Origin of the sequence: Eubacterium sp. BIOML-A2 (assembly GCF_009680135.1) — a bacterium.
GTDB classification, from domain to species: Bacteria; Bacillota; Clostridia; order Lachnospirales; family Lachnospiraceae; genus Faecalicatena; species Faecalicatena contortus_B.
Window position 1 is genome coordinate 1 of the sequence record NZ_WKZK01000045.1, and the last position, 13423, is coordinate 13423.

General features: G+C 49.9%; 13 protein-coding genes. 6 read left to right on the forward strand and 7 right to left on the reverse strand.

What is annotated here, in order from left to right; genetic code table 11:
* Window positions 1-232: 232 nt before the first annotated feature.
* Window positions 233-970 carry a lysophospholipid acyltransferase family protein gene (locus GKG43_RS15285; RefSeq protein ID WP_050640665.1) on the forward strand — a complete coding sequence of 246 codons (738 nt, stop codon included), beginning with the start codon at window positions 233-235 and terminating at the stop codon, window positions 968-970.
* Window positions 971-1080: 110 nt separating this feature from the next.
* Here GKG43_RS15285 and GKG43_RS15290 read toward each other — a convergent pair whose 3' ends face one another.
* The 7 genes from GKG43_RS15290 to GKG43_RS15320 all read right to left on the reverse strand — a co-directional run bounded on the left by GKG43_RS15290 (window position 1081) and on the right by GKG43_RS15320 (window position 8079).
* Window positions 1081-1734, reverse strand: a complete 654-nt coding sequence (locus GKG43_RS15290; RefSeq protein WP_050640666.1) for an aspartate/glutamate racemase family protein — start codon at window positions 1732-1734, stop codon at window positions 1081-1083.
* A gap of 90 nt (window positions 1735-1824) precedes the next feature.
* Entirely contained in the window at window positions 1825-2775 is a 951-nt protein-coding gene (locus tag GKG43_RS15295; RefSeq protein ID WP_050640667.1) for an aminopeptidase, read from the reverse strand.
* 27 nt (window positions 2776-2802) lie between these two features.
* Window positions 2803-3483, reverse strand: a complete 681-nt coding sequence (locus tag GKG43_RS15300; RefSeq protein ID WP_050640668.1) for an AroM family protein — start codon at window positions 3481-3483, stop codon at window positions 2803-2805.
* An 88-nt stretch (window positions 3484-3571) separates the two neighbouring features.
* Complete coding sequence (locus GKG43_RS15305; RefSeq protein ID WP_050640669.1) at window positions 3572-4510, reverse strand: DUF1177 domain-containing protein; 939 nt, start codon at window positions 4508-4510, stop codon at window positions 3572-3574.
* 47 nt (window positions 4511-4557) lie between these two features.
* Window positions 4558-5637, reverse strand: coding sequence for a DUF917 family protein (locus GKG43_RS15310; protein ID WP_055151490.1), 1080 nt, complete (start codon window positions 5635-5637; stop codon window positions 4558-4560).
* A 140-nt stretch (window positions 5638-5777) separates the two neighbouring features.
* Window positions 5778-6986 (reverse strand): PucR family transcriptional regulator, encoded by a 1209-nt coding sequence (locus tag GKG43_RS15315; protein ID WP_070102333.1) that lies wholly within the window; start codon window positions 6984-6986, stop codon window positions 5778-5780.
* Between the two features lie 160 nt (window positions 6987-7146).
* The gene (locus GKG43_RS15320; RefSeq protein ID WP_055151351.1) at window positions 7147-8079 is read right to left on the reverse strand and encodes an AEC family transporter; all 933 of its coding nucleotides are present in this window, start codon (window positions 8077-8079) and stop codon (window positions 7147-7149) included.
* A 200-nt stretch (window positions 8080-8279) separates the two neighbouring features.
* Between GKG43_RS15320 and GKG43_RS15325 the strand changes: the two genes are divergently transcribed.
* From GKG43_RS15325 to GKG43_RS15345, 5 genes are read left to right on the forward strand one after another with little or no spacing between them, the layout of a single operon-like run.
* On the forward strand, window positions 8280-9728 hold the full coding sequence (locus GKG43_RS15325; protein WP_050640672.1) for a nicotinate phosphoribosyltransferase: 1449 nt from the start codon (window positions 8280-8282) through the stop codon (window positions 9726-9728).
* Window positions 9729-9780: 52 nt separating this feature from the next.
* Window positions 9781-10836 carry a D-alanine--D-alanine ligase gene (locus GKG43_RS15330; protein ID WP_055151354.1) on the forward strand — a complete coding sequence of 352 codons (1056 nt, stop codon included), beginning with the start codon at window positions 9781-9783 and terminating at the stop codon, window positions 10834-10836.
* A 15-nt stretch (window positions 10837-10851) separates the two neighbouring features.
* On the forward strand, window positions 10852-12222 hold the full coding sequence (murF, locus tag GKG43_RS15335; RefSeq protein WP_055151357.1) for a UDP-N-acetylmuramoyl-tripeptide--D-alanyl-D-alanine ligase: 1371 nt from the start codon (window positions 10852-10854) through the stop codon (window positions 12220-12222).
* Window positions 12223-12224: 2 nt separating this feature from the next.
* A complete protein-coding gene (locus tag GKG43_RS15340; RefSeq protein WP_055151359.1) occupies window positions 12225-13040 on the forward strand; it encodes a Cof-type HAD-IIB family hydrolase in 816 nt (271 codons plus the stop codon).
* A 10-nt stretch (window positions 13041-13050) separates the two neighbouring features.
* Entirely contained in the window at window positions 13051-13410 is a 360-nt protein-coding gene (locus GKG43_RS15345; protein WP_050640676.1) for an Hpt domain-containing protein, read from the forward strand.
* Window positions 13411-13423: the final 13 nt, after the last annotated feature.

The window sequence follows — 13423 nt, forward strand, 5'->3', positions numbered from 1 at the left end:
TGCATTATGGCAAAGAAAAAGAAGCTCTGTTACGAGCTTCCTAAAGAATGAACGCTAAATCGACTGTGAATAGTAACACCAAACTAACTTTTTACAGAATTATATTCTGTACATTACTTGTTTTTTAGGGCAGGGTTTTGTATAATTGGAGGGCATGGTATTCTGGAGCCGGTACTTGTTAACACTGGTTTGAGAAATGCATAGACAAGAACAGAAAAGAGGGTATTTCCTGATGTTTAGATTTATCTGTATTGTGATCTTCCTGGTTACATTTTTGATTCTTTCCATTCCGATCTTCTTCGTGGAATGGGTGATCGGCAAATTCAACCGTGAAAAAAGGGACTATAGCTCTCTGCGGCTCGTGCAGTGGGCATTTAAAGTTATCTTAAAAATGACGAGCGTCCGCACCACCGTCATCGGCGAGGAGAATGTTCCCGATGAACCTGTGCTTTTCATCGGAAACCACCGTAGTTTTTTTGACATTCTGCTGACCTACTCCCGCTGTAAAAGGCTGACCGGATACGTTGCCAAGAAAGAGATGGAGCACATCCCGCTGCTTTCTACATGGATGCGCTATCTGTATTGCCTCTTTCTGGACCGCGAAAATCCAAAAGAGGGGTTAAAGACCATTCTACAGGCGATCGACTACATAAAAAAGGGGATTTCGATCTGTATCTTCCCGGAGGGAACGCGCAATAATGGGGAAGAACTAAGTATGCTCCCGTTTAAAGACGGTGCTTTTAAGATCGCTACGAAAACAAACTGTGCTATTGTACCAGTTTCCATGAATAATACATGTGCCATCTTCGAAAAACAATTTCCCAGGATTCGCAAAGTCCATGTCGTGATCGAATACGGAAAGCCAATTTATCCCGATCAGTTGGAAAAGGAAGATAAAAAACATATTGGGAATTACGTACAGAATATTATACAGAAAACGATTATTAAAAATGCTGAGATCGTGTCATAATCGATTGTATGAAATTAGAGGTGCTGTCGTCAACAGCACCTCTTTATTTTCAGGGGACTTCAGAGGGGTCTGACCCTTTTGCAGAGGGGTCTGACCCTTTTGCAAAGGGGTCAGACCCCTCTGCGGATTTTTTCGAAATAGGCAAACATTCCTTCTGCTATGACCGGGTCTATCACCGGCAGTCCCGTTGCTTCTTCCAGCTCTTTTGCTACGCCTATTGTGCCAAGACCTGTGCACGCCAGCGCTATAACCTGAGCGCCCTGCTCTTTCAGTTCTATTCCTTTTTTGATGGTATTCTCCCGTCCTTCCGACGTCATCAGATCCAGCGTGCTGTCGACTCCGTCCGGCTTACCGAGTATCATCTTTCCGGCCAGCATCCTCTCATAAGCCTGCGGTGCATAGTCGGTGATGCCCAGCACGCCTACTTTATCTCCATATTTTAACGCCAGGGCCACCGTAGTCTCACCTCCGCCGGTAACCGGGATTCCCGGGAGCGCCTCTCTGATCTCTTCAACGCCCGGATCGTCTGCACAGCTGACGATAAACATATCCACGTCCGTAAATGTTTTCGCTGTCTCTACGATTTTGGGAATGGCCAGTTCACATAATTCGTCGCTATGTATTCCTTCATATTGATCGGGAATGCATTTTGTTTCCACTTCAATACCGGGGAAATTTTCCATGATTACTTTACCGTGTGCCTGCAGCACGTCCTGGTCTTCTGTCGTCAATACGCGTATTAATCCTACCTTAAACGTTCCCATGCTTCTTCCTCCTCAAAAAGCGGGCGTGCATCAGACCGGTTCTTTCCGCCTTCCGCGCGCCCGCCAGACTTATCTTTCCCGCAGCTTTTCTTAAAGCGTGTCTGTAAATACGCCCTCTTTTATCACCAGAACATCATCCAGATAAAGGGTGGGCTTTAATATAATCCCATCCATATGGCACTCTGCCTTATTTATTCCCCCGAATGAGGTGTTTGTTCCAAATGCGATATGAACCGTTCCGTATACCTTTTCGTCTTCCAGAATGATGCCATTCAATATGGCTGCCTCGTTGGTTCCGATCCCCAGTTCGCAGAGAGTTCCGTTGGTTTCATTTTTGAGCAGTACCTCCAGATTCTCACTTTTCTCCCCTGTAACAGACCGCAGTTTTCCGGCCGTGATTACCATATGAAGCGGGGCATCCAGCCTGCCAATGCCAACCATGGAACCGTCAATTATCATTTCTCCGTCAGAACCGTCCTCCAGCGGTGCAATATACGCCTCACCTGATGGTAGATTCCCGCATTTTCCAGGCGCTTTGTAGACGCCGGGGCTTGGTACTCCATTACGCCCTTTCAATGAAATTGTCAGTACCTTCCCGTCTTTTTCTATCCGGGCCGTGTCAGCACTGGTCAGCATTGCAGTGATCTTATCCGTCAGTTTTTCAACCTTCGCATAATCTGCAGTCATCGCGCCCTGGCTGAACATCTCCTTTGTGATACCAGGCATCGTGGCGATTCTCGTACCCGCTGCTGCCGCCTGAATCCGGGCGTTGGTGTGCGTCAGTGATTTCGCCGTCGGTGCAATTACGATATCGGCGCCTTTCATTGCTTCCGCTACTGCTTTGGGCGGCTCCTCCCCGCTTAGTTCCCTCTCCTTCATGACCAGCATCATGCCCTCGCATCCCAGATTCTTGGATGCCTCGTAAAGCGCTTCCCCGATTTCTCTCCGGCTGTCATCCGTCACGATTAAAACAGCCTCCCCGGCTTTTGCATCCAGACAAGATATCAGGACGCCCTCCGCTATTTTTACTAATTCACTCATCTTTTCCCCTTCTCCCTGTCATCTGATTTATTCTGCAGCATCGGTCAGTTCAGATACCACGCGTGCCAGGAGTGTCCTGGGCAGAACCACCATCTTTTTTGTCTTCCTGGCAAACATCTCTTTCATTTCCTGAGTATACCCGATACAGTCCAGAACTATGAGATCAGCATCCATATCTTTTACTTCATCGGCAGCCTTTTCCAAAGTCTCCCAATCGCCGTACGGCGAAGCCGCTACGGCTTTCACTTCTTTCACATAGTGTCTCCACTTTTCCTCCGTCTGCTCAATCTGGAGCGGAGACGGCGTCATACAGATGATACTGGATTTTTTGCTCATCAGAGGAACAAGCCTGTCCAGAACCTCGCACGGATAAATCACAGGTATACTCTTTGTTGTAAGAGTCTCCGGGAAACTGCCGGTGCAGAACATCATAATCAGGCGGCAGCCCTCTTCCTCCATCCTATTCATCGCCTCCTGAAGCCTCGGGAGAATATGGCGTTCTGCAAACGTCACGGAGCTCCCGTCTTTCAGCCGGGACACCAGTACATAGTCTCCCTCCCCGGGAGCAAACTCAGCAATATCTTCCTTTGTAAGGCCATCCAGTCCGCCAGCCTGTATCAGCTCAGTTTTTCCGCCAAATATATCCATGATATCGACAGTCACATCCACCCTGGGAGCCTGTCCTATCGTAACCGCACCTATCTTCATCCAGTGCACCTCCTGCGTTATATAATTACTTCGTATCTAAATTTTAAGAATATTCTGAAAACCGACTGCAAAGGGGTCAGACCCCTTTTTACTCTTCTCCCAGTGTCTGCAGATGTTTCATCGGACCATATAGCTTTTGGATCCGTGCATACTCTTCCTCGTCATAGAACTTACACTGTCCGCGGCCAAATGCCTTTGCCGCCTCCAGCATGAATCTCGCCGCTTCTTCTACGTCTGACGCATGGCTTGCCCCGGTTGCGCATCCCGGCACCATGGTCTCCGCGGTGATTGCCACTCCTACTACAGGAGCATTGGTTGCAGTACATGGCTGGAGTACGCTGTTCAGGTGGTGCAGGTCATTGCCGTAAGGCGTGATGTCCTGGGTTGCCAGCGGAAATACATATGGGAGCCTGCCGGTTGTGATCTGCATCAGATCCAGCAGATCCTCGGATGTGCGGAGGATATACCCTTCTTTTACGGTCGGTGAGATTGCAAATCCCCTAGTATTGATCACGCGGTTGCCTTTTGTTGTGTCTACTGACAGGATGGCATCCAGTTCATCGGATACTTCTTCTCTGTTTACCTGGGACATCTCAACCGGTGAACCCATAAAGGGCACGGGATCGTGCGGCGCAGTCGGCGCGTTCGGACAGATATGTGTGGAAATAAATACATCCCCGTCCAGCACATCCCCTTTATTCTGCATATCCAGAAGTTTTGCCGCAAGGGCAACTGCTGCAAGGGCGCCGTCTCCATCCGATACAAAACCGATACGCTCCGGACGCGCTCCAATCCCGCCCAGCCGGCCAAGAAGACCAATGGTCGGCGCACTGCCGCCCTTTATCTTGCCATTGCTTCCCGGGATTCTGACCTTCAGCATATCCGTAGTCCCCTTGGGTCCCTTCAGCTCATATACGGTGATGTCCGCATCAGGCTGTATTGTGCGCAGATACTCCTCAACCTTCTTCCCCGTCACATAAGCACTGTCCAGTACCTCGTACGCATCGATAATCTGTTTCATTAACATAAATTCGTCCTCCTTATAATATGAATTTTTACTTCTCTGCCGCTATGCTACTCCAGATATGATACCAGGTTTTTCCCAATCACTTTTTCCGTTTCCCGCAGAAGTTCCGGCTCAAACATCGTAGGCGCGAGCTTCAGATTCTCCCGGTTAGCCGCAATCACATAAACGTCCAGACCGGTTTCCATCATGGCCGTTGTCACCGGCTCGCCGCTTACGGCATTGATCGTCATAATAAGATCCGGGAAGGTCGCCAGACGTTCCCCGTCTTTCTCCGCCGTCGCGTATTCATTCCAGAAAGTCAGTTCACATCCATCCACCGAGGCATACCCCACGTCAAATCCTCCCGTGGTTTCTATTGAAAATGCATCTACCTTTCCCTTTGCCAGAATCCTTCCGCCCAAAAATCCGCACACACTTTCCACAGCTGCCTCCACCGAATGCTCCAGGCCCTTCAAAAATGCTTTTCCTGTCTCAATCGCATGGCTGACGCCGCCCAGCGCACAGTTTTCCCTGGCATAGGACGCCTTCACCGGATTCCTCGCCACGGCCACCAGTCCGCCGGCCTCAATGGACGCCATACGCACCAGCCGGGACGTATGCTCAATCGTCCCTTCAAAATAACATTCCACGCGGCTGCCCGCCTCCGGATTGCCGCCCGCACATGCCTGTACGGTCCGATAGTCCGCCTGCTTGTGCAGATTCATACTTCCCATCACGCCAGTAGGATGGGCACGTCCATTGCAGGGGGCATCGATCACAGGGATCCCCAGTACCGCGGCCTGAAGCCAGCCATTCACAGTCGCCTCTCCTCCCTGTTCATTTGTGATAATGCCGCCGATCGTAAAGTCACAATTCTTCTTTAAAATCTCCACCGTGCGGACCAGATCCTTTGCGGCCATATACTGCTCCGCAGCATTGGGCGCTCCCACAAGAGAAGCCGTCAGCAGTACAGCATCCTCATCCACAGCCTCAATGGGAAGCAGGCGCAGATCATCGTAATCCACCGCAATCTCTGCGAACTTCCTCCCCTTTTTCGCGTCTCCGCCGCCCCCGCCGCCTAAAATCGTCCCGCCGGCAAGCGCTGCGTCCAAAAGTTCTTTTGTCAAACGAATTCCTTTTTTATCCATTCCCGCTGCTCCTTCATAAGATATAAGCCAATGCATACATCTCCTACATTGGCTCTTTCTATCAGTATAGCACGTCAAACCGCTAAAGTCCTTATTCACCAGTACCGAATCTGCGCCGATCTTTTGTGCACAGTGCACAATCACATGTATTCTTTCACCCTGCAGGCAAACCCCAGTTCCTCCAGCTGCCCGGCATCACTCAGGTCACACCCCAGAACTTCTTCGATCTGGTTCAGACGGTAAGACATCGTATTCCGGTGAAGATACAGCCTTTCCGCAGCTGTTTTGCGGGAGCCGCGGCACGCAGAAAGCATCTCCAGCGTCTCCGCCAGATGACTCTCATGTTCCCGGTCATAGATCTCCAGGGCCGCCAGCTTTTCCTGCACGAATGCCCGCACTTCACGCTGTTGTGCCATATGCATCACAATCTGCTCATATCTCAGCTTTTCCATCCAGAGGACATTTCCGGACAGCCCCTTTTTTTCCCGGATACGGAAAACATCTTTTACATCCTTATAAACCGCCCCCAGTTCCAGATAATCGTAGAACTGCTGCGATATCCCGGCTGCCACACGGTACTTCAACATGCTGCAGATCTTTTCAACCATCGTCGAACAGAGGCTGTCCGCCTTTTCCTCCTCCACATCCTTCATAATACAGATGTACTGGTACTGGCGCACAATACCGGCCCCCCAGATCCCCGCCTGCTCCATAGCCCCTTTCATCATCTGGTAAATGCTCTCCATATCTTTTTCCTGAGCCTCCGCCATACGTGGATTCTGCTCTGCCTGAATCAAGATCATACGCAGCGGCGGGAACGGCCAGCTCAGAGAATTCACCCTCTGCTCCGCTTCCTCCGCCTGTGTGATCTTACCGGTCTGCAGATCCAGAAATAACTTCCCGTTCATCTCCATCTGGCTGTAAGTGCCAATCCGGTACCTGCTGGACATCTCGAGCTGATTTCTCGCCTCCACGATCGCCGTCATAACCGGATACACAACCTCAATAAACCCGACGTCATTATTCAGAAAAAAAAGCGGGATCTCACACTCATCAGCCAGAGCCAGCGCTTCTTTGGGAAATTCATCGAAAAACCGCGTCTTGATCGCCAGCGCCGACGCGTTCACCTCCCGCAGATCCCGGATCAGATTCAGCAGCGCCTTTTTGTCGTTGCGGATCGCATACCCCGTCGTAATCACCAGGAGATTCTCCCTGAGCCAGGGTTTAATATCCGGCTGTTCCATCATATCGTAAAACTCCACAATCCTGTCCAGCCCACCTCTGCCTGCGACAAGTGCAGCAAATCTGTCCTTCCATAATTCTTCTATATCACGCACTCTGATCTTCATCTTGACTCCTTTTATAAGCTCCCATACACCAGTCCGTTTCCCAGCCATAGGGCGTATTTAAAAATACGTTGCAGCAATACGCCGCCTCACTTCACATTCCAGTACATCGTATCATCATTAACTGCAGCATAAGCCGCCCTAAATTTCTGAGAGTACTTGTCTACAGTGCAGTGATTAAAAACAGCAGCGGCAGTGTTGCCATACAGAGCAGCGTGGTAACCACCACAGCCTCGGAAGCGTAATCTTCATTCAAATGGTACTGCCTCGCAAGCATACTGGAAGACGTCATCGTCGGCGCGCCGGTGATCAGCATCAGCATAAGACTCTCCGTCTGCGGCAGAAAATGGGATGCAATGGCATACACGGCCGCCGGTACCGCCACAAGCTTGCATGCAGCCAGAAGCAGCACCGACTTATAGCGCAGGATACCGCCAAATTCCATAAACCCAATACTGCATCCCAGATATATCAGCCCCCAGCTGTAACTCGTCTCTCCCACAGCAGTCACGACATCCATAACCAGCGCCGGCACCGGGACAGCAAATGTGGTCAGCGCCATCCCTATCAATATAGAAATAAAAATAGGAGTGCTGACAACCCTCTTCCAGAGATTTTCCTGTTTCCCGCTGCGGCCAAGAAACAAAAGCAGGCCCAGTGTCCATACTACTGTCGTATCTACGACCGAACAGATCGGAATATACTTGTCCCCTCCCGTCTCCGCAAACAACGCCATAATCAGCGGAATCACCAAAAACCCAAAATTACCGCCCACCATACAGCCGCAGAAAACATTTCTGACGGATTCCGGCAGCTTAAAAATCCGGCTCACCAGAAATCCCGTTAAGGCCAGCAGTAAATATGCCCCCATCTGCCACAGCACGATCCGGCCATAGTGAAACAAAGTAAATACTGTAGTGTGATTCTCCCAGATCAATGAGATCACCAGCGCCGGCAGCACGATCTTAATTAAAAAACCCGAAATAGAAGTCAGCGCTTCCTTTTTCACAACCCCCAGCCTGGATGCCAGAAACCCGATCAGAACCAGGAGCAGAAAGCCGCCCATCTTGGGAAGGACTATCCAGAAATACTCCATAGCAGCACAACTCTCTTTCCTTTTAAATATGTAAAAACCCTCTTTAGAATTCACTTTACTACATTCCACAGCCCGCTTCAATGAAAAAAGCTTACTTTTCTTTTACTTTTTTTTCACATGTGGTATACTAAATGCTGGTAGCATGCCCCATAAGGCCTGCTAAATATTTATTTAAGGTATTTATTATTAAGGAGATTAATATGAGTGCTCAGAATCTTACATTGCTGACAGACCTGTACGAACTAACCATGATGCAGGGATATTTTGAAACTCAGGAAAATGAAACCGTTGTGTTCGATGTGTTCTTCCGGGACAATCCCAATAAAGGCGGATATTCCATTATGGCAGGACTCGAACAGGTTATAGACTATATCAAGAATCTGCATTTTTCTTACGAAGACGTGGATTACCTGAGAGGTCTCGGAATATTCACCGAGAACTTTCTGAATTATCTGAGCGGGTTCCATTTCAGCGGAAGTATTTACGCAATTCCGGAGGGTTCGGTTATTTTTCCAAAAGAACCACTGGTTAAAGTAATCGCGCCCATTATGGAGGCCCAGCTTGTTGAAACTGCCATATTAAATATAATCAACCATCAGAGCCTGATCGCAACAAAGACCTCCCGCGTCGTATTTGCAGCACAGGGCGACGGAATTATGGAATTTGGGCTGAGACGCGCCCAGGGCCCCGATGCGGGACTCTACGGTGCAAGAGCGGCCATGATCGGCGGCTGCGTGGGCACATCCAACGTACTGGCCGGCAAACTATTTGACGTGCCTATCATGGGTACCCACGCCCACAGCTGGATCATGAGCTTCAAAGACGAATACACAGCATTTAAAGAATACGCAAAGCTATACCCCAACGCATGCACGCTTCTGGTGGACACATACGATACGCTCAAATCCGGTGTTCCCAATGCCATCCGGGTATTCCGGGAGCTGCGCGAGGAGGGAATCCGCCCCAGATCCTACGGCATCCGCCTGGACAGCGGGGACCTTGCCTACTTATCCAAGGAGGCCCGCAAGATGCTGGATGCCGCCGGTTTCACCGATGCAGTAATCGCGGCATCCAATGACCTGGACGAGCTGCTGATCCACGACCTGAAGATGCAGGGTGCGGCCATCACCTCCTGGGGAGTGGGTACGAACCTGATCACCTCCAAGGACTGCCCTTCTTTCGGCGGAGTATATAAGCTTGCCGCAATTCAGAATGCAGAAGGCGAGTTCGTACCCAAGATCAAGATTTCAGAGAATACGGAGAAAATCACTAATCCAGGCAACAAAACAATCTTCCGTGTATATGATAAAGAGACGGGCAAAATCCGTGCCGATCTGATCTGTTTTGCCGATGAGACATACGACACATCGGAAGAACTTTTATTATTTGACCCCAATGCAACCTGGAAGAAAACAAGGCTTCCCGGAGGCAGCTACACCATGAGAGAGATCTTAAAGCCTGTATTCATCCACGGTGAGTGCGTATACAATTCACCATCGGTTATGGAGATCGCCCAGTACTGCCGTCAGGAAAAAGACACGCTCTGGGACGAGACAAAGCGGCTTTTCTATCCCCACCGCGTATATGTGGATTTATCCCAGAAGCTCTACGACACGAAATCACGCCTGCTGAACGACCTGAGCAGATAACGCAACGCTTTGCTCGCTAGTATAAACTCAATGAAGATAGGAGATTTAAGAAATGAAGATTATCGTATTAGCCGGAGGACTCAGCACAGAACGCGACGTATCCCTTTCCTCCAGTGCAGGCATCTGCAGAACCCTGCTTGAAAAGGGACACGATGCTTTTCTGCTGGATGTTTTCCTCGGTTTCCCCTACGATCCCGAACACCTGGAAGAGGTATTTACCCTTCCTGACCACGGCCTTGGGATCGTCAAAAACATCGATACCACCGAACCGGACATCGAGGCGGTCAAAGCCTCCCGCCCGGATCAGCCGGACTGTTTTCTCGGTCCCAACGTCATCGAACTATGCCGCATGGCAGACATCACGTTCCTTGGGCTGCACGGCGGAGAGGGGGAGAACGGAAAGCTGCAGGCTACCTTTGACCTGCTTGGAATCAGATACACCGGTCCGGACTCTCTCGGCTGCGCTGTAGCAATGGACAAAGGATTTACCAAACAGGTCTTCCTGCAGACGGGCATTGACACGCCGGCCGGAGCCTGCATTCATAAAAAAGCGTCAGAAAAATCGCTCGATGCTCTTGGACTCACACTCCCCGTAGTTGTAAAACCGTGCTCCGGCGGATCCAGCATCGGGGTATACATCGTAAACACAGAGAGCGAGTACGAAGAGGCGCTCAGCAGTTCTTTCCGCTACGAAGACGAGGTGGTTGTCGAAAAATATATCAAAGGAAGGGAGTTTGCCTGCGGTATCATAGACGGCAAGGCTCTCCCGCCCATTGAAATCATTCCAAAGACCGGGTTCTTCGATTATGCCAACAAGTACCAGGATGGCGCCACAGAGGAAGTCTGCCCCGCCGATATTGACAAAGCTACTGCAAACCGGATGATGGAACTCACTGTTAAAGCCTACCGTTCCCTGAAGCTGAATGTATACAGCCGCGCAGACTTTCTTCTGGACAGCAGTGGAAATCTCTACTGCCTTGAGGTAAACACCCTGCCCGGCATGACAGCTGCCAGTCTTCTGCCAAAGGAGGCAGCAGCGGCAGGCATAGAGTACGGAGATTTGTGCGAACTGATTATCCAAAAATCCCTGGAAGCCAGATACCAGTAAAGGACGGTACGAACGATGAAAAATATGACATTGAAGGAAATTGCCGTTGCATGCGGCGGAATCTATTACGGAGACGAGGAAAGCTATTACAAACAGGTCACATCCGTTACCATTGACAGCCGCAGGATCCAAAAAGACTGTCTGTTCATTGCGCTTCGCGGCGCCCGTGTGGACGGCCATATGTTCATCCCCCAGTCCATTCAGGACGGAGCGCTGTGCGCCGTTTCAGAAAAAAGAATCGAGAGCGCATCCTACCCCTATATCATGGTAAATTCCTGCGCGCAGGCCCTGAAGGATATTGCAGAGCACTACCGCCGCTCCCTCCGCCTGAAAGTGGTGGGTATCTCCGGCAGTGTGGGCAAGACAAGTACAAAAGAGATGATTGCCTCCGTACTGGCACAAAAATACAGCGTCCTGAAAACCGAGGGCAATTTCAACAATGAGATCGGACTGCCTCTCACAATCTTTAACATCCGGGAAGAACATGAGACGGCCGTTCTGGAAATGGGCATCAGCGATTTTGGCGAGATGGAACGTCTTGCAAAAATCGCGCGCCCGGATGTCTGCGTCCTGACCAATATCGGCTGTGCCCACCTGGAGCAGCTGAAGTCCCGGGAAGGCATATTAAAAGCCAAAACGGAAATGTTTTTCTATATGAATCCGGAAGGGGATATTATACTCAATGGGGACGATGATATGCTGGCATCCGTTAAGCCTGCCAACCATATTGAGCCTGTTTTCTTTGGCCTGGACCCGGATTTGGCATACTATGCAGACGAGATAGAGAACCTGGGATTAAAGGGTACGGCTGCACGCTTCCACACGCCTGATTCCGAATTCCGCGCACATATTTCTATCCCCGGGGCGCATATGGTATATAATGCACTGGCCGCCATTGCCGTCGGACGGGTTATGGGCATGAATGATGAGGAAATCCGGCAGGGAATCGAATCCCTGGCGCCTTTGGCCGGGCGGAACCATCTGATTGAGACAGAGAATCTAACAATCATCGATGACTGTTACAATGCCAACCCGGCCTCCATGAAGGCTTCCCTGGATGTCCTGAGTAAAGCTGGCGGACGCACCGTCGCGATCCTTGGCGATATGTTTGAGCTTGGCCCTAAAGAACATGAGATGCACCGTGAGACGGGAGCATTCGCCGCAGATGCCGGCATAGACGAGCTGATCTGCATTGGCTCCCTTGCAGAGGACATCGCCCGCGGAGCAATAGGAGTAAATCCGGAAATGCACGTGCATTATTATGAAACAAAGGCCGAATTTCTGGAAAATATAGATCCCCTGATAAACACAAACGATACAATTCTGGTAAAAGCCTCCCATGCAATGGAGTTTCCGGAGATTGTCGACGTATTAAAAAAGAGGTAAAGATGGAATATCAAATGCTCGTGCTGGATCTGGACGGCACATTGACTAATTCCAGAAAAGAAATTACGGACTCCACAAGAAACGCCCTGATCGAAATCCAAAGAGAGGGAAAAAAGGTGGTTCTGGCCAGTGGACGTCCCATATTCGGAGTCCTTCCGCTGGCAAAGAAACTGTATCTGGATCGGTTCGGCAGTTATATACTTTCCTTTAATGGGGCACGCATCACCCGATGCTCCGACGGAACTGATATTTACAACAAAACGCTCCCTCCGGAAATTATACCTGTTGTCTATGATATTGCGGCTTCATTTCCAGGTGTGGACCTTTTGTCGTATAACGACAGCCATATACTGTCCGGAATCGCAGTCAACAAGTACACAAAGCAGGAATCCTTTCTTAACAAAATGCCCGTGGCAGAGATCCCTGATTTTGTCGAACACCTGAATTTCCCGGTTAATAAGCTGTTGGCTGCCGGGGACCCTGACATCATGGAAAAGATGATGGAAGTTCTGAAAAAGCGTTTTCACACGTTCCTTAACATATACCGTTCCGAGCCCTTCTTTCTGGAGATTATGCCCAAGAAGATCGACAAGGCCTATTCCCTGCAGAAGCTGCTGAACAGCATCGGATTGACTGCAGACCAGATGATCTGCTGCGGGGACGGTTATAACGATGTATCCATGATTGAATATGCCGGTCTTGGCGTAGCCATGGAAAATGCCCAGAGTGTCGTAAAGGATACCGCCGACTTTATTACCCGCTCCAACGATGATGACGGGATCCTTCATGTAATAGAAAAATTTATGAAAGAAAAATGAGGCCGATCAAATGGAATTACAAACATTTTATGAAAATATTGGCGCCGATTATCAAGTCGTTTTACAGAGACTGCGCAGAGAATCTCTGATCGATAAATACCTGCATCTTCTTCTGAAAGATCCGGTTTTTGAAACTCTGCAGCATGCAGTGGAATCCAACGATCATGAAGAGATATTCCGAGCTGCTCATACCATCAAAGGAATGGCGCTTAACCTGGAACTGCCCCCTCTTACGGCCGCATCCTCTTCTTTGACAGAGTACCTGAGGACCTTGTCCCCCGGGGAGGCGGACAGCTCAGTGGTAAAAGAGAAATATGCGGATATCGTGAAGGAATATGAAACTGTCCGGGATCTGCTGGCCAGGTTCTGATAAGCCTAAGGAG

Excerpts from the sequence above, each read along its gene's own strand:
- GKG43_RS15320 (WP_055151351.1), bottom strand. The coding sequence starts at position 8,079 with ATGGAGTATTTCTGGATAGTCCTTCCCAAGATGGGCGGCTTTCTGCTC.
- GKG43_RS15325 (WP_050640672.1), top strand. The coding sequence starts at position 8,280 with ATGAGTGCTCAGAATCTTACATTGCTGACAGACCTGTACGAACTAACC.
- murF (WP_055151357.1), top strand. The coding sequence starts at position 10,852 with ATGAAAAATATGACATTGAAGGAAATTGCCGTTGCATGCGGCGGAATC.
- GKG43_RS15340 (WP_055151359.1), top strand. The coding sequence starts at position 12,225 with ATGGAATATCAAATGCTCGTGCTGGATCTGGACGGCACATTGACTAAT.
- GKG43_RS15300 (WP_050640668.1), bottom strand. The coding sequence starts at position 3,483 with ATGAAGATAGGTGCGGTTACGATAGGACAGGCTCCCAGGGTGGATGTG.
- GKG43_RS15295 (WP_050640667.1), bottom strand. The coding sequence starts at position 2,775 with ATGAGTGAATTAGTAAAAATAGCGGAGGGCGTCCTGATATCTTGTCTG.
- GKG43_RS15345 (WP_050640676.1), top strand. The coding sequence starts at position 13,051 with ATGGAATTACAAACATTTTATGAAAATATTGGCGCCGATTATCAAGTC.
- GKG43_RS15285 (WP_050640665.1), top strand. The coding sequence starts at position 233 with ATGTTTAGATTTATCTGTATTGTGATCTTCCTGGTTACATTTTTGATT.
- GKG43_RS15290 (WP_050640666.1), bottom strand. The coding sequence starts at position 1,734 with ATGGGAACGTTTAAGGTAGGATTAATACGCGTATTGACGACAGAAGAC.
- GKG43_RS15315 (WP_070102333.1), bottom strand. The coding sequence starts at position 6,986 with ATGAAGATCAGAGTGCGTGATATAGAAGAATTATGGAAGGACAGATTT.
- GKG43_RS15310 (WP_055151490.1), bottom strand. The coding sequence starts at position 5,637 with ATGGATAAAAAAGGAATTCGTTTGACAAAAGAACTTTTGGACGCAGCG.
- GKG43_RS15330 (WP_055151354.1), top strand. The coding sequence starts at position 9,781 with ATGAAGATTATCGTATTAGCCGGAGGACTCAGCACAGAACGCGACGTA.
- GKG43_RS15305 (WP_050640669.1), bottom strand. The coding sequence starts at position 4,510 with ATGTTAATGAAACAGATTATCGATGCGTACGAGGTACTGGACAGTGCT.